Genomic DNA, 26,945 nt, shown 5'->3' with positions numbered 1-26,945 from the left:
GGCGGGGTTCGTCCCCTACGACTTCCGGGTGCCGACGGTGGCGCGGTTCAAGGAGCGCATGTGGGACCCCGAGGGCGCCCACGTGATCAGCCCGCGCGTGTTCGGAGTCGGCTGGACGCTGAACGCCGGCCGCATCGTGGAGCTCGTCCGGCAGCGGGTGACCTAGGCAACCGGGCGGTGCCCGCTTAGTCTCGGATGACCGTTCCCGAGCTCCCGGAGGGTCACCCATGGGCACGATCACGACGACCGACGGCACCAAGATCTTCTACAAGGACTGGGGGTCAGGACAGCCGCTCGTCTTCAGCCACGGCTGGCCGCTCTCGGCCGACGACTGGGACACCCAGCTGCTGTTCTTCCTCCAGCACGGCTACCGCGTCATCGCGCACGACCGCCGCGGCCACGGCCGGTCCACGCAGACGAGCGACGGCCACGACATGGACCACTACGCCGACGACCTGGCCGCCCTGACCGAGCACCTCGACCTGCACGACGCCGTCCACATCGGCCACTCCACCGGCGGCGGCGAGGTCGTGCACTACATCGCCCGGCACGGCGAGAGCCGCGTCGCCAAGGCGGTCCTGATCAGCGCGGTGCCGCCGATCATGGTCCAGACCGACGCCAACCCCGGTGGCCTGCCGAAGGCCGTGTTCGACGGGCTGCAGGAGCAGGTGGCCACCAACCGGTCGAACTTCTACCGGGCCCTGGCCGCCACCGAGTTCTACGGCTTCAACCGGCCCGGCCGCGACCCGTCCGAGGCGATCATCGAGAACTGGTGGCGCCAGGGGATGATGGGCGGCGCCAAGGCGCACTACGACGGCATCGTCGCGTTCTCGCAGACCGACTTCACCGAGGACCTGAAGAAGATCACCGTCCCCGTGCTCGTCATGCACGGGGACGACGACCAGGTGGTCCCCTACGCCGACTCCGCACCGCTCTCAGCGCAGCTGCTGCAGAACGGCACCCTGAAGACCTATCCCGGGTTCCCGCACGGTATGCCGACCACCGAGGCCGCGACGATCAACGCGGACCTGCTGGAGTTCCTCCAGTCCTGAGCACGGACGACGAGGGCGGCTGCACGTCTGCACAGCCGCCCTCGTCGTGCGTCAGCGCCGGCCGCGCATCGCGTCCAGGACCACCGTGAACACGTCGGTGTTGTCCTGCGACCGCGCCAGCCGCTCGGCCCCCGGCCCCTCGGCGGTCAGCGGCGTCGCGGCGCCCGTGTGCCCGCTCGTCGTCCAGTCGATCGTGAACTGCAGGTCGCTGTTCGCGATCGGGAACGGCCCGTCCTCGAGACTCTGCAGGACGCCGGGGACGGTGCTCGTCGGGTCGCCCGACTCGTCGCTCGACGAGACGTTCTCGATGGCCAGCCCACCGGTCTCGTGGTCACCGACCACGACGACCAGGGTGCCGGGGTGCGACGCGGCGAACTGCCGGACCAGGGCCACCGTGGCGTCGAGGGCCTGACCGGCCTTCAGGGTGAGCGCGGCGTTGTTGGCGTGCTCCATCTCGTCGATGGCCTCCTCCTCGACCAGGAGGAAGAAGCCCCGCCGGTCCTGGGAGAGCACCTCGAGGGCCTTCGCCGTCATGTCCGTCAGCGGCACCACCGGCGCGTACTCGTCGCCCTGCCCCTCGGGGAACTGCTCGAACATCTCCTCGTTGGCGAACAGCCCGAGGATCTTCTCGGAGTCCGTCGCCGCGAGCTCCGCAGGGGTGCTGACGTAGTCGTAGCCGGCACCCTCGGCCAGCTCGACCAGGTTGCCGATGGTGCTCTTGCTCACCTCCGGACGCGGGTCCGCCGGGTCGTCCGGGTAGGCCCCCGGATCGCCCACGGGGTACCACCAGTCCTCGCCGCCGCCGAGGATGACGTCCGGCTGCGTGACCTCGATGAACTGGCGCGCGATCTCGCTCTGGTCGCCGCGGTCGGGCACGTGCGAGCCGAACGCGGCGGGTGTGGCGTCCGTCACCTGCGCCGTCGACACCAGTCCCGTCGACTTGCGCAGATCGTTCGCGTACTCGAGCAGCGTCTTCACCGGGGTGCCGTCGACATCCACGGACACGGCCCCGTTGTACGTGCGCACGCCCGCGGCGAACGCCGTCGCACCGGCGGCGGAGTCGGTGACCGCCTCCTCCGGGTCCGCCGAGTCGGTGTGCGTCCACCCCGCGTACCGCAGCGAGTCCATCTCCAGCTGGCCGTCCTGACCGACGGTCGCGAGCCGCGTGGCCTCCCTCGCCGCGATGCTCAGGCCGTCGCCGACCATGAAGATCACGTTCTTGGCCACCACGCGGTCGTTGCCGCGTCCGCGGTCGACGCCGTCACCGCCCGTCGCGACCCCGCCCGTCACCAGCCCGGCCGCAAGCACCGCGGCGCCGCCGGCTCCCATCCATGTGCGTCGTGAGCTGAGCATCTCTGCCGTCCCTCGGTCGAACTTCGCTGTTCACCTTGACGTCGGCCGGAGCATCCCCCGTGCCGCCCATCGTTCGACCGAACGGGTGAGAGTGCAACGCGAGTCGGTGAACTCGCAGGTCAGGGCCGCGGCGGGCGGCAGACGACCACCTGGAGATCGCCGCCCTCGAGCGCGACCGGCCCGACGGCGGCGGGGAGCAGGACCGTCTGACCGGACCGCAGCGGCGACGACTCCCCACCCGCCACGACGACTCCGTCGCCCGCGACGACGACGAGCACCGCGAGACCGGCGTCGAGCGCACGCGCACCGGTCCACCGCTCCACCCGGAAGAACGCCGACGCCTCCGGGAGCAGGTCCCCCGACGACGCCGCGGTCGCGCCCCGCAGCCGGGCGATCTCGTCGGCGGTCCAACCGCGCCGGTCCACCGCCGCGAGCGCGACGTCGAACCCCAGCCCGAGGTGCCCGTCGGCGGCCCCGTCGATCTCGAACCCGGACCACTCCAGCAGGATCGACAGGTCGGTCGGCTCCTGGAGCTCGACGACGAACGCACCCTCGCCGATCGCGTGCGGGAGGCCGGCGGGGACCAGCACCGCGTCGCCGGCGTCGAGGTCGAGCACGTGCATCGCGTCGAGCATCGCGTCGGTGTCCTGCGTCCGCACCCAGCCGGCCAGCTCGTCGACGCCGACGTCCCGCGTGAACCCCAGGTGCACGCGGGCGGGCTCGAGCACCACCCACGCCTCGGTCTTGCCGTGCGCGAGCCCGAGGTGCTCGGCGGCGAACGGGACGTCCGGGTGCGCGTGCACCGGCAGACGCTGACCGGCGTCGAGCAGCTTGACCAGCAGGGCCGGGTCGGAGCCGAACGCGGCGACGTGCTCGGCGCCCAGCCAGTCCACCGGGTCGGCGTCGACCGCGTCGCGGAGCAGCCGGCCGTCGGGGAGCACGGTCAGGCCGACCGGTTCCTGCCCGAACACGCAGGTCGCCGATCCCACCCAGTCCTCGGGCTCGTGGCTGGCCGCCGGTCCGGCGCCGCGGAACTGGGCGATCTGACGTCCCCCGGCGTAGAACCGGTCGGCAGGCTGGTTGGCGGGCAGGTAGAGCGGCTTCATCAGAGCCCTTCGATCGCGATGCGGACACCCGTGCGCCAGGTCGCGCCGGGCTCGAGCACGGGGGCGCCGGCGTGCGGCTGGTCCCGCGCCGGGCCGAACAGGGGCGCGTTGGTGGGCTCGACGCCGAGCACGTACGCGCCACGGGCGGGCCAGCTCCAGGTGCACAGCCGGGGCAGTGTCGCGCCGGTCCAGGTGACGACGACGTCGGGGAGCTCCTCGTCGCCGACGAGCGTCGCACGCGCGCCCCGCACGCCGAGGTGCTCGGCGACCACGGGCGCGAGACCGGGCGCCGGCTCCGGGGTGACCAGCGGGTGCCGACCCTCCGGGAGCGGTTCGCGGACCACCCACTCGTCCGCGTCGACGTGCAGGCGCGCACCGGGGCGCAGGAGCGGCGCGCCGAGGTTGACGTGGTAGAGCAGCGGGACGCCGACCGGCTCGTCCCCGACGTTGCGGACGACGTCGCTGACCTCGACCGCCGGGACACCGGTCGTCGCCAGGATCGACCGCTCGACCAGGATGCGTGGACCACCCAGCGAGGTGTGCGCGACCGTGCCCGTCACGCACACCTGCCAGGCGTCCCCCAGCCGCTCCCGCGACCAGTGCACGTCGGTCGCAGGAGTGAGGTGGTGGGTGCCGTGCTGGCCCGACGACCCGCGCGGCTCGCCGATGTTGTCGGGACCGCACGTGGCGAGCAGCCCGCCGAGGAAGCGCGACTCCCAGTCCCTCCCCGGGCCCGGGTCGACGGGGTTCGGGGAGCGCCACGCGACCGGCGTCGAACCCCACCACGTGGCACCGAGGTCGAGGCCACGGTCCGGCAGGACGTCGAACGCGAGGCCTCCGGCCAGCCGCACGGCGATCACGCCACCCCGCACCTCGACGCTCGCGAGCGCCTCCGGCTGGGAGATCCGGCCGTCGTCGGTCAGCTCGGCCCAGGCGGTCATCGCCGGTCCAGCGCTGCGAGGAAGCCGCCGACGAACGAGTCGCCGAGCCCGATCGTCGTCGGCGCCGCGACGTCGCTCAGGTCGAGCGCGGGCACCACGCACGCGTCGGCGCCCAGCAGGTCCGCCACCTCGGCGGCGACCCGCTGCCCCACCGCCGGTGCGGTCATGGCGCGCGTGGCGGCGTAGTCGTCCGCGGTGAACCCGTCCCCCAGCCGGTACCGGGTGCTGGCCATCGTGATCCCCCCGACGAGGGCCGGACGCAGCGCGACCGCCCGCTGCCCGACCGCGAGCGCCCAGTACTTGGTGTGCACCACGAGCGTCGGCGCGGGGACGAGCGCGTGCAGCTCCTCCACGGCCTTCGCCACCGTGGGCGCGTCGAGCAGGTCCACCGGGCGGCCGAGGTAGGCCTGCATCTCGTCCTCGTTCAGGCTGTAGACGTCGGCGGCCCACACCATCTCGTCGCGGACCCGCCGGCTCAGCGCCGGTACGTGGTAGCCCGCGTCCTCGAACACGACGAGGGCGTCCGGCGGGAGCACGCGCATGGCCTCGCGCACCTGCGTCAGGCGGGACTCCAGGGTGGCCGGGTCCTGGATGACGTTGAAGGACGAGAGCAGGAAGACGTCCGCCGTGCGCAGCGCCTCCGGCAGGTCGGCGGCGATGCGCAGCTCGCGGTGTGGCGGGTCGTTGGCGTAGATGATCCGGTTGGGGTGCGGGGCCACCAGCTCGGCGTCACCCACCCGCACCCGCGCCCCGGCGGGGTACTGCACGATCAGGTGCGGGTCGAGGGAGTCGCGCTCGGCGCTCGACACGTAGTCGACCGACGCGGGCAGCAGCCGACGGACGTTGTCGTCGATCGAGACCAGGTGCATCGTGCTCGGCACCCCGAGCACATCCATCGCGATCGCCGCCCGCACGCACGTCCCCCCGAGCGTGACCTCCTTGGTGAAGCGCGCGGCGAGCTCCTCGACGATGTCGGAGGAGGCGACGAACCGCTCTCCCCCGACACCGTCGCGGACGAATGCGAGCAGGCTCCGCACGAGGTCGCGCACCGACTCGACCGGGGCCGCCAGGTCGAGGTCCTCAGGACCGATCCGGTGCTCCGCGGCCAGCTGCTCCAGCACGGCCGCGTCCCAGCGGATCTCGTAGTCCACCGTGCCGCCCATGCCCAGCACGAACCTCGTGCTCATCGGTCGCCTGCTCCTCGTGTCGTGGTCGTGCGGGTGATCAGTACAGGTCGGCCTTGCCGGCCGCGTCGAACAGGTGGATCTTCTGCGCGGCGACCTCCTGCATCGCGGCGATGCACGGCGGCTGGATCGAGTTGGGCTCACGCAGCGAGGTGTCCGCCAGGACCTCCCGCATCTTGTCGTGGTACGCCACCTTGATGTCGCTCGAGATGTTGATCTTGTTGACCCCGAGCTTGACCGACTGACCGATCTCGTCGTCCGGGTTGCCCGAGCCGCCGTGCAGCACCAGCGGGATGGGCAGGAGCGCCTTGATCTCCTGCAGCAGGTCGAGCTTCAGCTGGGGGGTCACGTGCTTCGGGTACAGGCCGTGCGCGGTGCCGATGGCGATCGCGAGGCTGTCCACGCCGGTGCGCTGGACGTACTCGACGGCCTCGGCGGGGTCGGTGAACGCGATCTGGTCGACGAGCACGCCGTCCTCCGCCTGCTCGTCGAGCTTGCCGATGGTGCCCAGCTCGCCCTCGACCGACAGGCCGACCGCGTGCGCGGTGTCGACGACCTTCTTGGTGATCGCGACGTTGTCCTCGAACGGCTGCATCGACGCGTCGATCATGGCCGACGTGAACCCGAGCTGGATCGCCAGGAGCACCTGCTCGTAGGTGCCGCCGTGGTCCCAGTGGATCGCGACCGGCACCGACGACCGGTGCGCGCGCTGGATGAGCGCGGCGAGCGCGTCACCACCGATGTGCGAGACCTCGTCGGGGTGGATCGCCACGATCAGCGGGGCGTTCAGCTTCTCGGAGATCTCGAAGATCCCCTTGCCCATCGCGTAGTCGCTGATGTTGAAGGCGGGGATGGCGAAGTAATTCTCGTTCGCCACCGCGAGCAGGTCTCGGCCGTTCATCAACATGGTGTGTCAACTTTCCTGTGTGTGTGTTTCTGAGGATTGGGGGGTACTAGATCTTCACGGCGCCGGCGGTCATCCCCCCGATGAAGTAGCGCTGGAAGAAGAGGAAGAGGAGCAGCACGGGAATGCACCCGAGAATGCTCATCGCCATCATCTCGTTCCATTCGTACGAGTGCTGGCCCATGAGGAGCTGGATGCCGATGGGAACCGTGCGCATGTCTTCGGTCCTGGTCAGCGTGAGCGMGAACAGGAACTCGTTCCAGCAGATCATGAACGTGTACACGCCGACCGACACCAGACCGGGCACCGAGATGGGCATGAGAATGCGCCACAATGCGGTCAGCGGACCGGCCCCGTCCACCTTGACGGCCTCGTCCAATTCCTTGGGGAGCGTGTTGAAATAGCCCGTCATCATGATGATCGCGTAAGGCAGCGTGAACACCATGTAGGTGAGGATCAGGCCCTGGTAGGTGTTGTAGAGCTTGAGCGCCACGACGAGCCCGAAGTACGGGATCAGCAACGTGATGGGCGGGACGGCCTGGACGGAGACGACGACCACGTTGATGGTCTTCTTGCCCCAGAACTCGTACCGGCTGAACGCGTACGCCGCGTGTACCGCGACGATCAGCGACAGGGCGGTCACCGCGAGCGCGATGACGTAGCTGTTGAAGAAGAACCGCAGCTTGGTCGGGTCGGTGAGGATCGTCGTGTACGCGTCGAACGAGAAGCCGGGCGTGATCAGGCGCGGCGGGAACTCGAAGATCTCCGGGTTCGACTTGAACGAGCTGGAGAGCATCCACACCACGGGCAGCGCCGAGAAGCAGGCGCCGAGGACCAGGGCGGCGACGATCGCCACCTTCTTGCCGGTGTGCTTGGGCGGTGTGCGCAGCGCGGGGCGCTCCGCGGTGACCGCCGGGGTGGCCAGCGTGGTCATCTCAGTCCCTCGCCTTCTGGTGCCGCACGTAGAAGAACGCGAGAACCATCGACATGAGGAGCACGAGGACCGCGGACGCGGAGGCGACGGAGAACTCGTACTCGGTGAACGCGAGCTTGTACGTGAACGTGGAGAGCACCTCGGTGGAGTTGATGGGTCCTCCACCGGTCGTCATCCAGATGAGCGCGAACTGCTGCGTCGTCCAGATGAAGTCCAGGAGCGCCATCGAGATGATGATCGGCTTCAGCTGCGGGAGCGTGACGTTGCGGAACTGCGCCAGTGCGCCCGCGCCGTCGACCTTCGCCGCCTCGTACAGGTCGCGGGGAATGCCCTGCAGGCCGGCCAGCAGCGAGATCATGAAGAACGGGTAGCCCGACCAGATGTTGATGAACGTGACGGCCGCCAGCGCGGTCGACGGGTTGGCCAGCCACTCGGTGTTGCCGTCGGTGATCCCGGTGGTGCCGAGCAGGTAGTTGATGACCCCGTTCGGGCTGAGCAGCAGCCGCCACAGCACCGCCACGATCGCCACCGTGAACAGCCACGGGAGGATGTAGAGCACCCGGAAGAACGCCTTGCTCCGGTTGCCCAGCAGGGGCGAGTTCAGCAGCAGGGCGAACGCCAGGCCGATCACGAAGTGCACGACCACCGACGAGATGGTGAACACGAGCGTGTTGCGCACCGCGGTGAAGAACACCGGGTCGGTGAGCACCTCGACGTAGTTCTCGAAGCCGACGAACGCGGGGTTCTTGTTGGTGATCACCCGGTCGAGCAGCGAGTAGCTGACGACCATGATGATCGGCGTGACCATCAGGATGATCAGGAGGACGCCGGTGGGGCTGAGGAATCCGTAGGGCGTCAGCGTGCGCTTGATCCGGCCGATGGTGCGCGTCCGGGCGGAGTCTGCACCCGGGGGCGGGGCGGCCTTGGTGGGCCGGGCCTCCGCTTCGGGGCTGGTGGTCTGTGACATGGACACGGGGCTCTCTCCCTGAGGGGGTGGGCCGCGCCGGAGGCGTGTCCGGCGCGGCCCGGGTGTTCCGGGCTGGTGGCCTAGAACTCCTCTTCCCACTTGGTCTGGGCCGCGGCAAGCGCGTCCTGCATCGACTGCTGGCCGTCGAGCGCCTTCTGGAACTCCTCGCCGAAGTCGCGCATGAGCTGCTCGGCCACGGGCAGGCCGGTGAACTCGTTGGCCGGGAAGCCCGACTGGTAGATCTCGAACGCGGTGCCGAACAGCTCGTCCTCCTCGACGAAGTCGGGGACGGAGGTCGTGTTGCCGGGGAACGCGTTGGCGATCGACGACAGCTCGCTGTTGGTCTCCTCGCTCATGAGGAACTCGACGAGCTTGAACGCCTCGGCCTTGTGCTCCGAGTTCTCGGCGATGCCGATGCCCCACGAGGCGTAGGGGATGCCGCGCTCGCCGGTGTACCCGTCCTCGGCCGGGATCGCCGAGATGCTGAAGTTCAGGTCCGGGTTGGACTCGCGGATCAGGTTCACGTGGGCGAGCGAGTCGATCATCATGCCGACCCGGCCGTTGCTGAACTCCTCGACCTTGTCCTGCTCCTTCATGGTGAAGGAGCCGGGGGCGATGACGCCGGCGTCCCACAGGTCCTGGATGTAGTCCGTGGCGCTGGTGACGTCCTCGTTGTCCGTGAGTGCGGGCTGGCCGTCCTTGAGCATCGAGCCGCCGGACGCCCACACCCACGACATGACGTCGTTCTGGATCCCGTTGGGAGCCTCGAGCGAGAGCGGGAGCACCCATCCGTGGGCTTCGCCGCTGGTGACCTTGGCCGCGGCGTCCGCGAACTCCGAGCGGTTGGTGGGCGGTGCCGTCACGCCGGCCTGGGCCAGCAGGTCGTCGTTGGTGAACATCGGATAGACGAAGTTCACCACCGGGATCATGTACGTCTTGCCGTCGACCTGGACCTGGCTGGCCAGCTGCGACTCGTCGTAGCCCGCCTCCGACATGACCGCGGACAGGTCGGTGATCGCGCCCTGGTCGGCGAAGTCGCTGACCCACGCGCCGTCGAGGCCGACGACGTCCGACATGGTGCCGGCGGCCGCGCCCGCGACCACCTGCTCCTTGGTGGAGGCGTACGGGCCTGACAGCAGGTCGACCGTGATGCCGGGGTTCTCGGCCTCGAACTTGTCCATCAGCTCGCGGAAGGCGCCGTCGGGGAGCTCGGGCTCCCACCACTGCGAGAACTCGAGAGTGACGTCACCCCCCGAGTCGCCGTCGCCGTCCGAGCTGGACCCGCCGCCCCCTGAGCAGGCCGCGAGCGCGAGTGCCGTAACACCGGTGAGTGCAATGAAGCGTCCAACGTGAGCGCCCTTGCTCATGACTCYCCCCATCCTCGGAATCTGCCGCTTCGTGCGACTGTCTGCGCACTTCTGCGTGTTTCCGCCAACGTAGACCCGTGGATCTGCGTCGTCAAGCCGTGCTTGCGACTCGCAACCACTCCGTGACCTGAGGGCCGAGCGTGCCTCGGCACGAGATCTACCTGCTGGTTCGCATCTGAACTGGGCAGACGTCTGATAGAGGACGCCTGTACCCCGCTCGTGCGGGCCTGCGAGTTCTCGCACAAACCCGCAAACGTGTGCTTCAGTACTCCCATGTCAGCGACCACCGACGGCACGTCACGGCGCCTCCCCGCGGGCCGCAAGGCCGACCTCGCGGCGTACGTCGCCGAGCAGGGACAGGTGACCGTCGCCAACCTCGCCGAGCGGTTCGACGTCTCCGCCGACACCATCCGGCGCGACCTCGACGCCCTCGACGCCGACGGTGTCCTCATCCGCACGCACGGCGGCGCGATCAGCCCGCAGGCCGTCCCCCGCCCGGACACCGGCGTGGATGTCCGCCTGCGCCTGCAGACGTCGGCGAAGGACCAGATCGGCGCGCTGGCCGCGGGCCTGGTGCGCGACGGGGCCGCGCTCATGATCAATGCCGGCACGACGACGCTGGCGGTCGCGCGCCACCTCTCCGAGCACCGGGATCTCACGGTCGCGACCAACTCGCTGCGCATRCCGACCGAGATCAACCCGCTCGCGTTCCGCGACCTCTACGTGTTCGGTGGCGTCGTCCGGCTSAGCGCGCAGGGCACCATCGGCGCCGTCGCGTTCCCCACCGAGAGCGGCGCGGACCGCGACATCCGCTGCGATCTCGCGCTCATCGGCGTCGGGGCGGTCAGCGCCGACGCGGGCTACTCCACCAGCAACCTCGGCGAGGCCGCGATGATGAGCGCGATGATGGACCGGTCCGCCAAGGTCGCCGTCCTCGCCGACTCCAGCAAGTTCGGCCGCCGGCTGTTCGCGCAGATCGCCGAGCTGGGCCGCGCGGACTACCTGGTGACCGACGCTCCCCCGCCGCAGGACCTCGCAGCCGCGCTGGAGTCCGCAGGAGTCGAGGTCGTCATGCCGGCCGACGCCGGCTGAGCCGCTCCGCCTCGGGAGCAGCGGGCCGCGGCGGCGCGCTCGACCCGCGCGCGACCAGCTCCGTCGGCAGGTGCACGTGACCGATCGTCGGCGGATCGGCGCCGAGGAGACGCAGCAGGAGCAGGACCGCCTCGGCGCCCATCCGGCGCAGGGGCTGGCTCACTGTCGTGAGCGGAGGGTGTGTCTGGCCCGCTTCCGGGATGTCGTCGTAACCGACGACGGAGAGCTCGTCGGGGRCGCGGACCCCGAGGCGGGCCGCCGCGTCCATCACTCCGAGCGCCGACAGGTCGTTGGCTGCGAAGATGGCGGTCGGTGGTCGTCGCGCGGACAGCATCCGGATCGCCGGTCCGACGGCCAGCTCCCGTCGGAACCCGCCGACCGCCACCAGCCGAGGATCGACCTCGATCCCCGCGCCGGCCATCGCGGACCGGAAGCCCGCCTCGCGCAGCCGCGACGACGCGACCTCGGGGCTCCCGCCCAGGAACCCGACGCGCTCGTGGCCGAGCGCAACGAGATGTCTCGTGGCGCGGACCGCCCCGGCGAAGCTGTCGGAGTCGACCGTCGCCATGCCCTCGGGCCGCGCGTGGTGCTCGATGGCCACCACCGGGATGTGGCGTCGCGGGTCGGGCATCGTCGGCGCGACGATGATCAGGCCGTCGATCAGCGTGCTCCCCAGCGCGGAGATTCCCCGCTGCTCCCAGCCAGGCACGAATGGCGACCGTGGCCGGCTGGTGAGGGCGAGCAACCCGTACTCCGTGGTGGCCAACGCCGCGGAGGCGCCCTGAAGGATCTCGCAGCTGAAGGAGTCGAACTCCGCGACCAGCAGCCCGACGACGCCGGCACGGGCGGAACGCAGGGACCTCGCGGCGAGGCTCGGCTCGAACTCGAGACGCCGCATCACCTGACGCACCCGGACCGCGGTCGACGTGGACACCCCCGCGCGGTCGTTGAGCACCCGCGAGACCGTCGTGATCGAGACACCGGACTGCCGCGCGACGTCATTGATGGTGGCCCTCACGTGCGCACCGACCGGAGCGCCGGGGCCCGCGCGATCACCGGCGGTCGATGCGGACGCGCACCTGCCGTGGGTCCGCCGTGGTGACCCGGTGCACGTCGCCGGTGAGCTCGACCGCCGCCTCGGTCTCGCGCACCTCGCACGACGCGCCGACCCACAGCTCGACGACCCCGGGCTCGACGGCCCGGACCAGGTCACGCCCGCTGAACGCCAGCCGCTGCGTGGGCACCGAGAGCCGGACCACCGCCGTCTCGCCCGGATCCAGCTCGAGCCGCGCGTACCCCAGCAGCTGCGCGACCGGTCGCGTGATCGACGCGACGGGGTCGTGGCCGTAGAGCTGGACGACATCCGCACCCGCCCGGTCACCGGTGTTGGTCACGCGGACGCTGACCTCGATCATGCCGTCGGTGGCGACAGGCGCCGCGACCGTCAGGTCCTGGTGCACGAACGTGGTGTACGAGAGGCCGAAACCGAACGGGCGGGCGGGCGTGGGGTCGAGGTTCGAGACCGACGACAAGGCGCCCAGCGGCGGGTGCAGGTAGGAGTACGGCTGGGTGTCGCCCGAGCGCGGGATGCTGACCGGAAGCCGACCCGACGGGTTGACCCGCCCGCTGAGGACGCCCGCGATGGCCGCCCCGCCCTCCTCGCCCGGGAAGAAGGCCTGCACCACGGCCGCGCAGGAGTCGAGGGCCCACCCCACGGCGTACGGGCGACCGGTCACCAGCACGAGGACGACGGGCGTACCAGTCTGCAGCACGGCCTCGACCAGCTCTCGCTGCACGCCGGGCAGCTCGAGGTCGTCCGCGTCGCAGCCCTCTCCCGACGTGCCACGCCCGAAGAGCCCCGCACGGTCGCCCACCACCACGACGGCGACGTCCGCGTCGCGCGCAGCCGCCACGGCGTCCGGGATGCCCGTGCGGTCGGGTCCGTCCACCGTGCACCCCTCGGCGAACACGACGTGGGTGCTCGGCCGCTCGGTGCGCAGGGCGTCCAGGACGGTAGGCACGTCGATGCCGAGCTGCACCTCGGGGTGATGGACCAGGACGTGGTTGGCGAACGAGTAGCAGCCGAACAGTGCCGTCGCACGGTCGGCGTTCGGGCCGATCACCGCCAGGCGGGCGGTCGGCGCAAGCGGGAGCGTGCCGTCGTTCGAGAGCAGGATCACGCCCTCCTGGGCGATCCGTGCGGCGAGCGCGCGGTGCTCGACCGGGTCGAGGGTCCCCGGGTCGGGCTCCGGCTCGTCGAACCGCGAGTCGAGGAGCCCGAGCTCGGCCTTCTGCCGCAGCACGCGCACGACGGCGCGGTCGACGAGGGCCTCGTCGACGACTCCGGCGCGCACGGCGACCTCCAGCGGCGCGAGGTAGGCATTGCCCGTGGGCAGCTCGACGTCGACGCCAGCGGTCAGTGCCTGCGCGGCCGCGTCCCCGAGATCGGCCGCCACGCCGTGGAGAGACTGGAGGAACGCCACACCGAAGTAGTCGGCGACCACGACGCCGTCGAACCCCCAGCGCTCCCGCAGGATGCCTGTCAGCAGGGCCGAGTCGGCGGCGGCGGGCAGGCCGTCGACCTCGGCGTACGAGTGCATGACCGATCGGGCGCCGCCGTCCAGGACCGCCATCTCGAACGGCGGCAGCAGGACGTCGGCGACCTCGCGGGGACCGGCGTGCACCGGGGCCAGGTTGCGGCCGGCGCGGGATGCCGAGTACCCGACGAAGTGCTTGAGCGTCGCGACGACTCCCGCGTCCTGCAGGCCCTGGACGTAGCCGGTCGCCACCGACCCGACGAGATAGGGGTCCTCACCGATGCACTCCTCGACGCGACCCCAGCGCGCGTCGCGAACGACGTCGAGTACCGGGGCGAGCCCCTGATGGACGCCGAGCGACCGCATGGACGCCCCGATCGCTCGTCCCATCTCGCGCACGAGGTCGGGGTCGAACGACGCCCCCCACATGAGGGGAGCCGGGAACGTCGTGGCCCGCCACGCCGCCAACCCCGTCAGGCACTCCTCGTGCACGACCGCGGGGATGCCGGTCCGTGTGTGCTCGACGAGCCAGCGCTGCCGCTCGCGCAGCGATCGCGCGGCAGCAACGGGCTCCACGGGTGCCGTGCCGTAGAACCGCGTGATCTGCCCGATGCCGTGACGGGCGAACTCCTCGAACGGCGGGGAGTCGTCGACCATCGCCGCCTGCATCGGCGCGACGCCCTCGCCCGAGCCGGCATCGACCCAGACACCGACGAGCTGCGCCAGCTTCTCCTCGAGCGTCATCCCCGCGAGCAGCGCCACGGCACGGTCCGTCGCGTCCTGCACCTGAGTCGTCATCGTCTCTCGTCCGATCTCGTCGTCAGTGGCTCTCGCGGGCCCCGCGCGCGCCCGGGTACCAGTCCTCGAGCTGGTTCTCCGTCACGGCGATGAACACGTCGTCCGGCCGGACGCCCTCCGCCTCGAGGTGCCTGGCGACGGCCTCGTACATGGCCCGCTTCTGCGCGACGCCGTACATGCGGACCATGAGGATGCGGATGTAGACGACGTCGCGGCGCTCGCCCCCGAGGTAGTGGGGGTCGGCGATGATGCCGTCGGCCGGCAGCGGGTGGATCACCTGGAACCGGTCCTCGACGTCCATGCCCAGACCCTCGACGAGCCCGGCGTTGACGGCGTCGGCGTAGGCCCGCCGCGTGGCGGCCGGGACGGTGTCCGCGACCTCGATCGTGACGAGCGGCATCAGACCCAGACCTCCTTGGCGACGCGGACGTCCGCGCCGGTACGTGCGGACTCTTCGATGGCCAGGCCCAGCGCGTGGTCCTGGCAGGCTTGCGCGAGCGGGTAGGGCGCGGACCCCTCACCCCGGACCCATCGACCCATCGCCGCCAGGTGGCTGGCGACCGCGATGTCGTCCTCGGAGAGCCGGGTGCCGACCCAGGGGTTCGTGTAGACGACGCGTCCGTCGAACGAGGCGTGCACGACGTCGTTGCCCTCGAGGTTCATGTCCACACCGGTGCGGCGGTAGACGATCGGCGAGGTGACCGGCCCGGCCGGGGTGAGCCGTGTGACGGTGTCGTCGACGATCTCGCCGAGAGAGCCACGCACGACGATCCGGCGGCTGCGCAGCGGGTTCCACCACTGGTTGTCGACGAAGTCGTACAGGCCCATACGCCCGTCGCCGAAGTCCAGCGTCGCGATCGTCGTGGTCCGGGGCGAAGGCTGCGGATCGGTGACCCAGCCGTCGAAGGTCAGCGGGTCCACCAGCGGCGCCTGGAACGTGCGTGCCGTGACCGTCGTGTCGTCCATGTCGACGTCCAGGAACGCCCGCACCAGCGAGACCGCGTGGTAGAGGTGCGTGGAGGCGATCTCCACCGACGTCGCGGCGCCGATCACCCCCTCTCGCACGACGGCGAGCCGGGACGCGTGGCCGGGCATGAGCGCGTACTGCTCCCCCACCTGCACCAGCCCGGACTCGCCGACGTCCTGCCACAGCGAGCGCAGACCCTCCAGGTCGGGGGCCGGCGGCGTCTCCGCCAGGACGTCCACCCCGGCGGCGACGAGCTCGCGCACCACGTCCGGCATCGCCGGCCACGACACGGCTGCCACGACGAACTCCGGCTCGAGCGCCAGCACGTCGGAGATGCTCTGCACACTGGGTACACCCCACCGCGCCGTGATGCGCTCCCCCTCGGCCGCCGACTGCGTGACGACACCCACCACCTGCAGCCGGTCCGGGGCCGCCTGAGCGACCCGGAGGTGGAACTCGGAGCGCCAACCGCTCCCGATGACGGCAAATCTCACTGGATCGTGCACCAGACGTACTTCCTCTCGACTGTCCTGTGCGCCGCCGGGACCCGGCGGCGTCGTGCGGCGACCGACCAGCGGTCAGACCTGGCTCATCCCGCCGTCGACCACCAGCTCGGCGCCGGCGACGTAGCTCGACTCGTCCGAGGCGAGGAACAGCACCGCCGCCGCGACCTCCTCGGGGCGCCCGACCCGACCGACCGGGATCATCGCGACGACGTCACGCTCGACGTCCTCGCTGCCCCCGGTGAACTGGGCGAACCCGGCGGTCGCGGTCGGACCCGGACTGATCGCGTTGGCGCGGATGCGCCGCGTGCGCAGCTCCGCGGTCACGGTCCTGGCGAGCGATCGCACCGCAGCCTTGGTCGCGTTGTAGACCGCATGGCCGGGGCCACCGTTGTGTCCCGCGATCGACGACGTGAGCACGATCGTGCCGCCGTCGCGCATCAGGGGGACGACCTTCTGCACGGTGAAGAACGTGCCGCGGAAGTTCAGGTCGGCGACGGTGTCGAACGCTTCGGCGGACGTCTCCGCGACGTCGGTGGGGACGACGTCGCGGCCGGCGTTGGCCACGAGCACATCCACCGGCCGGCCCGCGGCCCGCAGCAGCCCCGCCAGGACGTCGAGGTCGGCGAGGTTGCTCGCATCGCCTCGGACGCCCGTGACGCGCGGCCCCAGGTCGGCCACGGTGTCGTCGATCTGCTCCTGGGACGGCGACGTGACCACCACGTCGGCCCCCTCGGCCACGAACCGCGCGGCCACCGCGCGCCCGATCCCGGCCGTCCCCGCGGTGACGACCGCGAGCCGACCGTCCAGCTGTCCGGTTCCGTGCGTCATCGCGAGGTCCTCCGTGGTCGGGGTGTCTGTCGGTCCGGGTCCGTTCACTTCAGGGCCCCCGCCGCCAGGCCGCGCTCGAAGTACTTCTGCAGGAGCAGGTACGCCACGATCACGGGCACGGCGGTGATCACCGCGGCGGCGAGCACGCCCGTCTGGTCGTTCGTGTACTGGCTCGTGAAGAACGACGGCAGCAGGGTGACCACCTGCTTGTCCGGGTCGTTGAGCATCAGCATCGGCAGCAGGTAGGCGTTCCACGCGTTGATGAGCGTGAGCACCACGATCGCGGCGGCGATCGGACGGGTCAGCGGGAGCACGATGCTCCAGAACACCTGCCGGATGTTCGCGCCGTCGACGCGGGCGGCCTCCATGAGCTCGTTGGGCACGCCCGCCAGGAAGTTGCGCGCCAGCAGGACGGTGAAGGGCACCTGCAACGCCGCCAGAGGCAGGATCACCGCGATGAGCTCGTTGTACATGTCGAACGTCGAGGCGGTGACGAACAGCGGCGTGAGCAGCACGGCCTCCGGCATGGTCAGAGCGGCGACGAGGATCCAGAACCAGATCTCCTTGCCCGCGATCCGCAGCTTGGCGAAGCCGAACGCGGCGAGCATGGTGCAGACGTAGACGATGGCGATCGTTGCGGCCGCGATGAGGATGCTGTTCCGGAAGTACGTCCCGACGACCCCCGTGGCGAACACCTTCTGGTAGTTGCCGATACCGCGGCCGGCCAGCGACCCCGCGACCATCGCGACCAGGGGCGCGAGGAACGGCAGGACGAGGACGGTGGCGATCAGCTGCAGCACGATGCGGGTGCTGCGACGGCGTGTGTCGAACACGGCGCTATCTCCCTTCGGCGCGGCGGTTGCGGATGCTCATGAGCACGCCTCCGCCGATGGCGAGGACCAGGAGGGCGACGGAGATCGCGGCCGCGTAGCCGAAGTGCTTCTCCTGCACCATCGTCTGGTAGATGTACGTGCCCAGGAACTCGGTCCCGTGGTTCGGTCCGCCCTTGGTGACCAGGTACGGGACGTCGAAGGTCTTGAGCGCGCCGATCAGCCCGAGCATCGCCAGCGCGGCCGTCGTGCCCTTGCACATCGGCCACACGATCGAGCGCAGGGTGCGGACGGCCCCGGCCCCGTCGATCCGTGCGGCCTCGAGGACCTCAGGGTCGATCTGCCCCATCGCGGCGTAGAAGAGGATGAACGTCAGACCGGTCCACTGCCAGATCGTGATCGCCATCACGACGGCCATCGCGGTCCCCGGCTCCGCGAGCCACGGCCTGGCGAGCGCGTCCAGCCCGAGGTGGTCGAGGAGCCAGTTGAACTGGCCGTCGGCGTCGAAGACCTGCCGGAACACCGGCGCCATGGTGGCGGGGGCCAAGACGGTCGGCACGAAGATGAGGACCTTGTAGACCGCCCCCAGCCGCAGGCGCGAGTGCAGCAGCGCGGCGAACACGAACCCGAGCAGCGTCTGCACCGTGAACGTGATGACGAAGAAGTAGGCCGTGTGCCAGATGGCTCGCCAGAACACGGGATCGGCGACCATCTGGGTGTAGTTGCTCGCCCCCACGTGCTCGGGGGTGCTCAGGATGAAGCCGTTCCAGTCCAGCGTGGAGACGTACCCGGTGTACCCGATGGAGAAGTAGACGAGGCCCACGACCAGGACGACCGCGGGCAGGATCCACGGAAGCCCGGGTGCCTGCATGTGACGCTTCCTGGGAGCCCCGCCCCCGCCCCCGCCGGGGCGGCCGGTCGTGGAGACCGGCCTCCCCGACGGGAGCTGCGTCGTCGTTGCTGCGTTCATGGCTGCCTACGACCGTCCCTGCCGGGTGGCCGTCGCGGTGCGGGTGCTCACTTCTCCTGCTCCTGCACGCCCTGCGGGATCGCCAGCGCGTCCTCGGAGGTCATCGACCCCGACGCCACGCCGATCAAGGCGTCGCGCAGCGCGCTGTTGAGGTCGGCGCTCACCGTCGCGAACCGGGGCTCGCTCGCGGCGCCGGCCGCCTCGGTGTAGGCCTGCAGCGCGTCGCGCTGGGAGGCCGGGTCGACCAGGTCGATCGTGTCCCACGCCGGGGTGATTCCCTTGAGCGCCGGGATGTCGTTCAGGGTGTTGGCGACGGCCTGCTGCCCGACCGTGCTGGTCGTCAGCCACAGGGCGAAGGTCGTCGCTGCTGCCTGCTCGTCCGAGCGGGCGCTCACGGCGAGGCCGTAGTCGGCGTCCCCGAACATCGATCCGGTGTGCCCCGTGCCCGCCAGGTCAGGGAACTCGATCGGCGTCATGGTGATGGGCGTCGGGCTTCCGACACCGGCCGCCTCCATCGCGGCGACCATGCTGTCCTTGACGGCGTACTGGGTGTACCAGGTGCCCATCATGACCATCGCGTACTCGCCCGACATGAAGGCGTTGTTGGCGTCCGGGTACTGCTGCAGGCCGACGGCGCCCTCCTGCATGATCCCGTCGTCGAAGASGCCCTTCCACAGGTCCATCGCCGTCACGAGCTCCGGATCGGTCCAGGCGATCTCACCCTGGGTCGCCTTGATGTACGAGCCCGGGTCGACGTTGTTCGCGATCGCCTGGAACGTGTCCATGTCGAACGCCCACTGGCCGGCGCCCTGGACGAAGCAGCCCTGGCCGTTCGACTCGAGCGTCGCGCAGACGTCCTTCCACTCGGCGAGCGTGGTCGGCGCGGCGAGTCCGAACTGGTCGAAGATGCCCTGGTTGATCCAGAGGCCGCCCGAGTACACGGCTCCCGCGGACAGTGCCACCAGCTTGTCGCCGACCGTGAGGCCGTCGACGCCCGCGGGTGCGAGCTTGTCCCGCCAGTCGCTGCCGAGCGCTCCCTCGACCGCGGAGGTGAGGTCGATCGCGCCACCCTCGTAGGTCTGGACGCCGCCGTTCGCGGAGCCGGGGGCGAGGTTGAAGACGTCCGGTCCGTCGCTCGAGGTGATCGCGGGGCTCAGCACCGAGTCGTAGGAGTCGATCGGCTTCGAGACGAACTCGACGTTGATGTCGGGGTACTCCTCGTTGAACGCCGCGATGAGCTTGTCGGCGTTGGTCTTGTCCGGGGTCCAGCCCCACCAGGTGATGTCACCCGAGGTGGCCGAGCCGGGCGCGCTTGCTGCGTCGGGGCTGCCCGAGCACGCGCTGAGGCCCACGAGGGCGAGGCCGAGCGCGGCGGCGACCGCGATGCGGCGGCCTCGTAGCGTCGTCGTTGACGTCCGCATGACTGTTCTCCAGTTCTGCTCGTCCTCGGTGGACGGGCGTGTGGGGGTGGTGATCGAGACCTGGGCGTCCGGGGCCCTCAGCAGCGGCTCGGCCGCTGGTGCCGGGTGTGTCTCGACGAGCTGCACGCCGCGTCCCTGACCCACCACGTCCACCTGCCCTCGTCGTCGAGTGCGAAAGTTTCTAGCAACTTTCGTTTGCGCTTACGATAGGTCGTGGACGCGCACTCGTCAACGTGCGGGCAGGACAGGACGGGGATCGGGATGAGCGGCAAGGCAGTGACGATCGCGGACGTGGCCGCGGCGGCAGGCGTCTCGGTGCCGACGGTGTCCAAGGTCCTCAACGGCCGGAAGGGCGTCTCGGTGGCGACCCGGCGGGAGGTCGAGCGGCTCCTCGTCGAGCACGGGTACGAGCGCAGGGAGCGGCAGAGCCAGGGCAGCGGGCTGGTCGACTTCGTGATCAGCGGGCTCGAGACCCAGTGGGCGACTGCGCTCCTGCGAGGAGCACAGGCCGAGGCCGCGCGCTGGGGTGCCGACCTCGTCGTCACCACGACGCACGGGAATCCCGTCGGCACTCCCGACTGGCTCGACCACCTCGCCGAGCGGGGGTCCGACGGCGTCGTGCTCGTCGTGTCGGAGCTGCTCCCGGCCGGCCGGGACGAGCTGGCCCGCCTGCGGATGCCGGTCGTGCTCGTCGACCCTGTCGGAACCGGGGACCCGTCGCTGGCGACCGTCGCGGCGACCGACTGGGCGGGTGGCCGCGACGCCACCGAGCACCTGATCGCGCTGGGGCACCGCCGCATCGGGATGATCACCGGCCCGATCGAGCAGGTCTGCCACCGGGACCGCCTCGACGGGTACCGGGCGGCGCTGCAGCACGCGGGCATCGACTTCGACCCCGCGCTCGTCCGGCACGGGGACTCGCTGGTCGAGGGTGGGCGCACCCGGTCCCGTGAGCTGCTGGACCTCGCCGACCCGCCGACGGCGATCCTCTCCGGCTCGGACGAGCAGGCCTACGGCGTCTACCAGACGGCCCGCGCCCGCGGCATCCAGATCCCGGAGGACCTCTCCGTCGTCGGGTTCGACGACGTGGAGCTGTGTCAGTGGGTCTCGCCGCAGCTGACGACCGTGCGGCAGCCACTCGCCGAGATGGCGCGCGAGGCGACGCGGATGGTGATCGAGATGTCGCGCGACGGGTCGTCGCCGACGCGCCGGCTCGAGCTGGCCACGTCCGTCATCGAGCGGGAGTCGACGGCGCCTCCGCGCGCGACCGCGTAGGCGCGGGCGCCCGGCACCACCTCGTCAGCGGTCCACCACGAGCGGCAGCACCTCGTCCACCAGCAGCCGGTCGACGGCGTCGGCCTGCTCGAACGCCACCGCGTGCGCGGCGTCCTGGAACGTGACGAGCCGCTTCGTCGGCGCCTCCAGCGCCGCGTACCACTCGAGGGCGAGGTCGCGCCGGCCGTCCAGCTCCGCAGCCCCGTCGAGCACGAACACCGGGACCTCCAGCCGCGGCACCTCTCGGCGCAGGTCCAGGCCCTGGATCTGCGGGTACATCACCGCGAAGGTGTCCATCAACCCCCGGAGCACGTCCACCTTGTCGACGAGCGTGTACTCGACGCCCTTGACACCGAACGCGTCCAGCCGGGAGGCGTCGCCGCGTGCCACGTAGCCCTCGGACGGCATGTACGACCCGTAGAGGTACTCGTAGGCGAGCATGACGTCGGCGTTCGCCCAGGGCAGGTCGGCGTAGGGCGGCTCCCCGATCCGCTCGGTCAGGTCCGCGACCGCCTGGTCGTCGGTCCGCTCCGCGTACGCGACGAGGTCGCGGTAGATCCGCCGGTCCGTCTCGGTGACGTCGACCATCTGACCGCTGCCGAGGTAGGCGTGGAACAGGTCGGGCCGCCGCTCGACCGCCAGGACGCCGAGGATCGTGCCCCAGGACTCTCCCATGAGGATGACCTTGTCCTCGTCGAACCGCGCTCGGAGGTACAGGGTGAGGTCGATGACGTCGGCGACCGCCCGGTCGAGCGTGGCCTCCTCGGTGGGCAGGAGCGCGGCATAGGACGTGCCGTTGCCCCGCTGGTCGAAGGTCGCGAACACCACGTCGTCGACCCAGGGCTCGGACAGGGCCCGGGCCAGCGCGAGGTCGGACTGCCCGGGACCGCCGGACAGGTACAGCAGCACCGGGGCATCGGGGTCGGCGGCCCGGACCATCACCGTGTGGGGATCGCCGCCGAGGGCGACCGTGTCGAGCGTCGCGATGCTTCCAGGCACGATCTCGCCGCCGGCGTCGCGTACCGGCGGGGTGCCGGCGGGCAGCGCCACGACGACGGCCAGCCCRAGAGTGAGCACCCCGACCACCGCGGTGCCGAGCCTGCCGTCCCGCCGTCGCGTCCTGCCTGCTCCGACGCGTGCGCCGAGGATCATCGGCAGGACGAGCAGCAGCGCGGTGACCCCTCGGCCGAGGACGAGCGCAGCCAGGCCCCACATCGAGTCGATCCGGACGTCGTGCACGGTGGGGAGCAGCACGTCGCTGCGGGCGATCTCGATCGCAGCGACGTGCACGACGGCCAGCGGGACGACGACCCACGCGGAGCGGACGACGAGCCCGCCGACGAGGCCCAGTCCGGCGCCGGTCGCCATGACGACCAGGGCGCCGAGCGCGGACACGGGACCGAGCGGTGCGACCTGGCCGGTCAGCAACCCGGTCAGGGCGGCCAGCACGAGCACGCCCGCGAGCGGTGCCCAGCGCCGGACCCCCGTCCTCGGCAGCGGGCCGCCGGTCGACTCCGCGCGGACGGGGTTCATCGTGCTGGCCATGATCGCCTCCGCGGCCCCGGCCGGCTCGTGTGCGGGCCTCGCTGCCCGGCATCGACGCGCCGACCGGTCCCCTTCCAGCCTGCTCAGCAGCATCGCCCGTACCAGGGTCGGTGGTCCCGAGTCGATCGGCGATGACGTGGTGACGCGACGCGGCGGAACATCCCGCAGGTGCACGCGCCTCAGTCGTGCACCGCGCGGCGCAGCACCTCCTGCGCGTGCTTGAGCACCGGGCCGTCGACCAGCTGCCCCTCCCACCGGAACGCCCCGTGCTGCCCGATCGCGGCGGCGAGCACGGCACGCGCCCGCTCGACCTCGGCCACACCGGGCCGGTAGGCGGCCCGGACCACCTCGACCTGCGACGGGTGGATGCACGCCGTGGCGGTGAACCCGCAGGCCGCGGCGTCGGCCGCCTCCGCCGCGAGCCCGTCGACGTCGTCGATGTCCAGGTGCACCGCGTCGATGGCTGCCTTCCCGAACGCGCCGGCTGCCAGCAGCACGGCGGAACGCGCGTGCATCGCCACGTCGCGGTACGCCCCGGACGGTCCCCGGCTGGACGTCCCGCCCAGCGACGCGACAAGGTCCTCGGCACCCCACATGAGCCCGACGACGTTCGGCTCGGCTGCGATCGACGCCACATTGACCACGCCGGCCGCGGTCTCGATGAGCGCGACGACCTCGTAGCCCGCGAGCGCGCGGACGTCGTCTGCGGACGAGGTCTTGGCCAGCATCACGGCGCGGTACGGCGTCTGCGCCAGCGCGCGCAGGTCGTCGTCGAGGTCGGGAGCGGGGTTCACGCGGACGATCGTGCGCGCGGGGTCCAGCGGGACGGTGGCGAGCAGGGATCGCGCGGACGCCTTGGCGTCGGGGTTGACCGCGTCCTCCAGGTCGAGGATCACGGAGTCGGCGCGGGCCGCGGCCTTCTCGTACCGGTCGGGACGGTCCGCCGGACAGAAGAGCAGCGCAGGGCCTCTCACGGGCGGCACCAGAACAGGACGGAGCGTGTCGCGACGGCGACGACGACGTCGTCCTGGTTCACGCCGGTGTGCTCGAGCGTGACGACACCCTGTCCGGGGCGCGACGACGAGAGCCGCTTGTCCGTCACCACCGTCGACGAGTAGAGCGTGTCGCCATGGAACAGCGGGTGCGGGAACCGGACGTCGGTGAACCCGAGGTTCGCGACGATCGTCCCCTGGGTCAGCTGCGCCACGGAGCTCCCGACCAGCACGGCCAGCGTCATCATCGAGTTCACCAGCCGCTGCCCGAACGGCTGCTCCGCGGACCACGCGGCGTCGAGGTGGAGCGCCTGCGGGTTCATGGTCAGCGTCGAGAACAGGACGTTGTCGGCCTCGGTCATCGTGCGTCCGGGGCGGTGCACGTACCGGACGTCGAGCTCGAGCTCGTCGTAGTACAGCCCCCGCTGCTCCACGTCGCGCGTCATCGAGGCGCCCCCGAGAAGGTGCCCGTCGAGAAGCCCAGCTCGCGCGCGATCACCATGAGCTGCACCTGCGTGGTGCCCTCCCCGATCTCCAGGATCTTCGAGTCGCGGTAGTGCCGGGCCACCGGGTTCTCGTTCATCACGCCGTACCCGCCGAAGATCTGCGTCGCGTCCCGGGCGTTGTCCATCGCCGCCTCGCTGCCGATGAGCTTGGCCAGGCTGGCCTCGAGCTTGAACGGCTGCCCGGCGACGAGCCTGCGGGCGGCGTCGAGCCACGCGAGCCGGGCGGAGTGCACGCGAGCCTCCATCCGGGCGATCGTGAACGCGATGTGCTGGTTGTCGCCGATCGGGTGGCCGAACACGTTCCGGCTCTTGGCGTACCGCATGGCCTCCTCGAGGCAGCCCTGCGCAGCCCCGGTGCACAGGGCGGCGAACGCGACGCGGCCCTCGTCGAGCGTCTGGATGAACTGCGCGAAGCCGCGGCCGCGCTCCCCGAGCAGGTTCGCCTCGGGCACGCGCACGTCGTCGAACCGCAGCGGGTGGGTGTCGGACGTGTGCCAGCCGACCTTGTCGTACGCGGGCAGCACGGTGAGGCCCGGCGTGCCGCTCGGCACCAGGATCGCGGTGAGCTCCTTCTTCACCGAGCCGTCCTCGCGCACGCTCTCGCCCGTGACCGCGGTGATCGTGATGAGCCGCGTGATCTTCGAGCCCGAGTTGGTGATGAACTGCTTGGTCCCGTCGATCACCCACTGACCGTCCTCGAGGCGCGCGGTGGTCTTGGTGCCGGCGGCGTCGGACCCGGCCTCGGCCTCCGTCAGCCCGAAGGCCGCGAGCGCCTCTCCGCGCGCGAGCATCGGGATCCACTCCTGCTTCTGCGCCTCGGTCCCGCTGCGCCACACCGGCATCGCGCCCAGCCCGACCCCGGCCTCGAGCGTCACGGCGATCGACTGGTCCACGCGCGCCAGCTGCTCGACCGCCAGGCACAGGTCCACGTAGTCGCGGCCCTGCCCGCCGTACTCGACGGGGAACGGCAGGCCGAACAGCCCCATCTCCCCCATCTGGCCGAGGATCTCGTAGGGCAGCTCCCGCTTGGTGTCGTACTCGTACGCGGCGGGCGCGACGACGGTGTCGGCGAAGTCCCGCACCTCGTCGCGGAGCTTCTGCTGCTCGGGGGTGAGGTCGTAGGTCATGCCGGTGTCCCTTCGTCGGGGTGGCCGGTGATGGTGGCCACCACGTGGTCGAGTGCCACCCGGTCGGTCGGTCGGACCGTGAGGGTGACGATGCCGTCGCTGGGCGCGACGACCCGGTGCTCCATCTTCATCGCCTCGATGGTGAGGAGGTTCTGGCCCGCGACCACCTGGTCGCCGGTGCGCACGTCGACCGAGACGACGATGCCGGGCATCGGCGAGCGCACCTCCGGGTCGGCGGGACGGGTGCCGCGGGTGAGAGCGGCGAGCTCGTCGGCGAGGCGCTCGACGCGGCTGCGGAAGCGCAGCTCAGAGGTGCCGACCCAGGTGACCGGGCCGTCCGAGACGAGGCGCAGCGGGTGCACCACGCCGTCGACCTCGAGCGCCACGGCGGAGGGTCCGGTGCGTTCGAGTGCCGCGTGGACGGGCGCGTCGTCGCCGACGGTCACGGTCGCGTCCTCGGGCGGACCGAGCACCACCACCTCGACGTCTCCGACCTCGTAACGCACGGGGCGGGGATCTCCGAGGCGCCAGCCGTCCACCCCCCAGGGGCCGACGGGTGCCGGGTGGCGGGCGAGGACCGCGGCGAGGATCGGGGTGTCGGCCGTCGCAGGAGTCAGTCGTCCGAGCAGCCCGGTCTCCAACCGACCGGCCCGCACGTCGGGGTCGGCCAGCACCTGCCGCAGGAACGCGAGGTTGGTCCGGACGCCGAGCACGGTGGTGCCAGCCAGCGCCCGGTCCAGGCGGGCGAGCGCCGTGGCCCGGTCAGGTCCCCACGCGATCACCTTGGCCAGCATCGGGTCGTAGCTGGACCCGATCTCCAGACCGGCGTACAGGGAGCTGTCGACGCGGATCCCCTCGCCGGTCGGCTCGTCGAGCACGCGCACGGTCCCGGTGCTCGGCAGGAACTCCCGGAGGGGGTCCTCGGCGTAGACGCGCGCCTCGATCGCGTGACCGGTCAGGCGCACGTCGGCCTGCTGCACGGCCAACGGCTCCCCCGCGGCGATCCGCAGCTGCCACTCCACCAGGTCCAGGCCGGTGACCAGCTCGGTGACCGGGTGCTCCACCTGCAACCGCGTGTTCATCTCCATGAAGAAGAACTCCGTCGGCGCCTCGTCGGACACCAGGAACTCCACGGTCCCGGCGCCGACGTAGCCGACGCTCCGCGCCACCTCGCACGCGGCCGCGCCGATCCGCTCCCTCGTGGTGGCGTCCAGCAGCGGCGACGGCGCCTCCTCGACGACCTTCTGGTGCCGGCGCTGCAGCGAGCACTCGCGCTCGCCGAGGTGGATGACGTTGCCCACGGTGTCGGCGAGCAGCTGCACCTCGATGTGCCGCGGGGTCCGGACCAGTCGCTCGATCAGCAGGGTGTCGTCCCCGAACGCCGCGGCGGCCACCCGACGGGCGCCGGCGAGGGCGTCGGCCAGGTCCTCGGCACGCTCGACGACCGTCATGCCCTTGCCGCCCCCACCCGCGGACGGCTTGACCAGCAGCGGGTACCCGACACGGTCCGCGTCCGCGGCGCCGGTCGACGACGACCCCGGGATCACCGGCACCCCCGCGGCCGACACGTGCTCCTTCGCGCGGATCTTGTCGCCCATGAGCTCCAGCGCCTTGACCCCGGGCCCGACGAAGACGACGCCCGCCGCCTCGCACGCCCGCGCGAGGTCCGCGTTCTCGGAGAGGAACCCGTACCCCGGGTGGATCGCGTCCGCGCGTGCCGTGCGCGCGGCGTCGAGCACCGCG

General features: G+C 71.2%; 25 protein-coding genes. 4 read left to right on the top strand and 21 right to left on the bottom strand.

The window, feature by feature from the left end; all coding sequences use genetic code 11:
* Window positions 1-58: 58 nt before the first annotated feature.
* Window positions 59-166: a DUF5808 domain-containing protein gene (locus AC1DUQ_RS01325; protein WP_477073299.1), complete on the top strand. Its 108-nt coding sequence runs from the start codon at window positions 59-61 to the stop codon at window positions 164-166.
* 61 nt (window positions 167-227) lie between these two features.
* Window positions 228-1,052: an alpha/beta fold hydrolase gene (locus AC1DUQ_RS01320; protein ID WP_477060673.1), complete on the top strand. Its 825-nt coding sequence runs from the start codon at window positions 228-230 to the stop codon at window positions 1,050-1,052.
* Between the two features lie 51 nt (window positions 1,053-1,103).
* On the opposite strand, the gene AC1DUQ_RS01315 is transcribed toward AC1DUQ_RS01320, so the two are convergent.
* From AC1DUQ_RS01315 to AC1DUQ_RS01280, 8 genes are all read right to left on the bottom strand, one after another.
* On the bottom strand, window positions 1,104-2,405 hold the full coding sequence (locus AC1DUQ_RS01315) for an alkaline phosphatase (RefSeq protein WP_477073298.1): 1,302 nt from the start codon (window positions 2,403-2,405) through the stop codon (window positions 1,104-1,106).
* A 119-nt stretch (window positions 2,406-2,524) separates the two neighbouring features.
* Window positions 2,525-3,511: a class I mannose-6-phosphate isomerase gene (locus AC1DUQ_RS01310; RefSeq protein ID WP_477060671.1), complete on the bottom strand. Its 987-nt coding sequence runs from the start codon at window positions 3,509-3,511 to the stop codon at window positions 2,525-2,527.
* Complete coding sequence (locus AC1DUQ_RS01305; protein WP_477060670.1) at window positions 3,511-4,452, bottom strand: DUF4432 family protein; 942 nt, start codon at window positions 4,450-4,452, stop codon at window positions 3,511-3,513. The genes AC1DUQ_RS01310 and AC1DUQ_RS01305 overlap by 1 nt, the downstream gene beginning before the upstream one ends.
* Entirely contained in the window at window positions 4,449-5,639 is a 1,191-nt protein-coding gene (locus AC1DUQ_RS01300; RefSeq protein WP_477060669.1) for an ADP-dependent glucokinase/phosphofructokinase, read from the bottom strand. The genes AC1DUQ_RS01305 and AC1DUQ_RS01300 overlap by 4 nt, the downstream gene beginning before the upstream one ends.
* A gap of 37 nt (window positions 5,640-5,676) precedes the next feature.
* Window positions 5,677-6,537 (bottom strand): ketose-bisphosphate aldolase, encoded by an 861-nt coding sequence (locus AC1DUQ_RS01295; RefSeq protein ID WP_477060668.1) that lies wholly within the window; start codon window positions 6,535-6,537, stop codon window positions 5,677-5,679.
* Window positions 6,538-6,589: 52 nt separating this feature from the next.
* Window positions 6,590-7,474: a carbohydrate ABC transporter permease gene (locus AC1DUQ_RS01290; protein WP_477073297.1), complete on the bottom strand. Its 885-nt coding sequence runs from the start codon at window positions 7,472-7,474 to the stop codon at window positions 6,590-6,592.
* Between the two features lies 1 nt (window position 7,475).
* The gene (locus AC1DUQ_RS01285; protein WP_477060826.1) at window positions 7,476-8,441 is read right to left on the bottom strand and encodes a carbohydrate ABC transporter permease; all 966 of its coding nucleotides are present in this window, start codon (window positions 8,439-8,441) and stop codon (window positions 7,476-7,478) included.
* Window positions 8,442-8,521: 80 nt separating this feature from the next.
* Window positions 8,522-9,808 (bottom strand): ABC transporter substrate-binding protein, encoded by a 1,287-nt coding sequence (locus AC1DUQ_RS01280; protein ID WP_477060666.1) that lies wholly within the window; start codon window positions 9,806-9,808, stop codon window positions 8,522-8,524.
* 273 nt (window positions 9,809-10,081) lie between these two features.
* Here AC1DUQ_RS01280 and AC1DUQ_RS01275 point away from each other — a divergent pair, with 273 nt between their 5' ends.
* Window positions 10,082-10,900, top strand: a complete 819-nt coding sequence (locus AC1DUQ_RS01275; protein WP_477073296.1) for a DeoR/GlpR family DNA-binding transcription regulator — start codon at window positions 10,082-10,084, stop codon at window positions 10,898-10,900.
* Here AC1DUQ_RS01275 and AC1DUQ_RS01270 read toward each other — a convergent pair.
* The 8 genes from AC1DUQ_RS01270 to AC1DUQ_RS01235 all read right to left on the bottom strand — a co-directional run bounded on the left by AC1DUQ_RS01270 (window position 10,878) and on the right by AC1DUQ_RS01235 (window position 19,883).
* Window positions 10,878-11,918, bottom strand: a complete 1,041-nt coding sequence (locus tag AC1DUQ_RS01270) for a LacI family DNA-binding transcriptional regulator (protein ID WP_477073295.1) — start codon at window positions 11,916-11,918, stop codon at window positions 10,878-10,880. The genes AC1DUQ_RS01275 and AC1DUQ_RS01270 overlap by 23 nt on opposite strands.
* A 34-nt stretch (window positions 11,919-11,952) precedes the next feature.
* Window positions 11,953-14,235, bottom strand: a complete 2,283-nt coding sequence (locus AC1DUQ_RS01265) for a beta-xylosidase/alpha-l-arabinosidase (protein ID WP_477060663.1) — start codon at window positions 14,233-14,235, stop codon at window positions 11,953-11,955.
* Window positions 14,236-14,257: 22 nt separating this feature from the next.
* Window positions 14,258-14,635, bottom strand: a complete 378-nt coding sequence (locus AC1DUQ_RS01260) for a tautomerase family protein (RefSeq protein WP_477060662.1) — start codon at window positions 14,633-14,635, stop codon at window positions 14,258-14,260.
* Entirely contained in the window at window positions 14,635-15,708 is a 1,074-nt protein-coding gene (locus AC1DUQ_RS01255) for a Gfo/Idh/MocA family protein (protein ID WP_477060661.1), read from the bottom strand. The genes AC1DUQ_RS01260 and AC1DUQ_RS01255 overlap by 1 nt, the downstream gene beginning before the upstream one ends.
* A gap of 72 nt (window positions 15,709-15,780) precedes the next feature.
* The gene (locus AC1DUQ_RS01250) at window positions 15,781-16,536 is read right to left on the bottom strand and encodes an SDR family NAD(P)-dependent oxidoreductase (protein WP_477060660.1); all 756 of its coding nucleotides are present in this window, start codon (window positions 16,534-16,536) and stop codon (window positions 15,781-15,783) included.
* Between the two features lie 44 nt (window positions 16,537-16,580).
* Window positions 16,581-17,369, bottom strand: a complete 789-nt coding sequence (locus AC1DUQ_RS01245) for a carbohydrate ABC transporter permease (protein WP_477060659.1) — start codon at window positions 17,367-17,369, stop codon at window positions 16,581-16,583.
* A 4-nt stretch (window positions 17,370-17,373) separates the two neighbouring features.
* Window positions 17,374-18,237 (bottom strand): carbohydrate ABC transporter permease, encoded by an 864-nt coding sequence (locus tag AC1DUQ_RS01240; protein ID WP_477060658.1) that lies wholly within the window; start codon window positions 18,235-18,237, stop codon window positions 17,374-17,376.
* Window positions 18,238-18,383: 146 nt separating this feature from the next.
* Window positions 18,384-19,883 (bottom strand): ABC transporter substrate-binding protein, encoded by a 1,500-nt coding sequence (locus tag AC1DUQ_RS01235; RefSeq protein WP_477073294.1) that lies wholly within the window; start codon window positions 19,881-19,883, stop codon window positions 18,384-18,386.
* 135 nt (window positions 19,884-20,018) lie between these two features.
* Between AC1DUQ_RS01235 and AC1DUQ_RS01230 the strand changes: the two genes are divergently transcribed.
* On the top strand, window positions 20,019-21,032 hold the full coding sequence (locus AC1DUQ_RS01230; protein WP_477060656.1) for a LacI family DNA-binding transcriptional regulator: 1,014 nt from the start codon (window positions 20,019-20,021) through the stop codon (window positions 21,030-21,032).
* 24 nt (window positions 21,033-21,056) lie between these two features.
* Here the strand turns inward: AC1DUQ_RS01230 and AC1DUQ_RS01225 are convergent, their stop codons facing one another.
* The 5 genes from AC1DUQ_RS01225 to AC1DUQ_RS01205 all read right to left on the bottom strand — a co-directional run.
* Window positions 21,057-22,577: an alpha/beta fold hydrolase gene (locus tag AC1DUQ_RS01225; RefSeq protein WP_477060655.1), complete on the bottom strand. Its 1,521-nt coding sequence runs from the start codon at window positions 22,575-22,577 to the stop codon at window positions 21,057-21,059.
* Window positions 22,578-22,756: 179 nt separating this feature from the next.
* Window positions 22,757-23,560, bottom strand: coding sequence for an HpcH/HpaI aldolase/citrate lyase family protein (locus AC1DUQ_RS01220; protein ID WP_477060654.1), 804 nt, complete (start codon window positions 23,558-23,560; stop codon window positions 22,757-22,759).
* Window positions 23,548-24,015: a MaoC family dehydratase gene (locus AC1DUQ_RS01215; protein WP_477060653.1), complete on the bottom strand. Its 468-nt coding sequence runs from the start codon at window positions 24,013-24,015 to the stop codon at window positions 23,548-23,550. The genes AC1DUQ_RS01220 and AC1DUQ_RS01215 overlap by 13 nt, the downstream gene beginning before the upstream one ends.
* Complete coding sequence (locus AC1DUQ_RS01210; RefSeq protein ID WP_477060652.1) at window positions 24,012-25,202, bottom strand: acyl-CoA dehydrogenase family protein; 1,191 nt, start codon at window positions 25,200-25,202, stop codon at window positions 24,012-24,014. Before AC1DUQ_RS01210 ends, AC1DUQ_RS01215 begins: the two co-directional genes overlap by 4 nt.
* On the bottom strand, window positions 25,199-26,945 hold a 1,747-nt coding region (locus AC1DUQ_RS01205), incomplete at its 5' end, for an acetyl/propionyl/methylcrotonyl-CoA carboxylase subunit alpha (protein WP_477073293.1). The genes AC1DUQ_RS01210 and AC1DUQ_RS01205, both read right to left, overlap by 4 nt.

The sequence above is a fragment of the Cellulomonas sp. P4_B5_2 genome (genome assembly GCF_056402235.1).
This window is presented reverse-complemented; position numbering and strand designations above follow the sequence as displayed.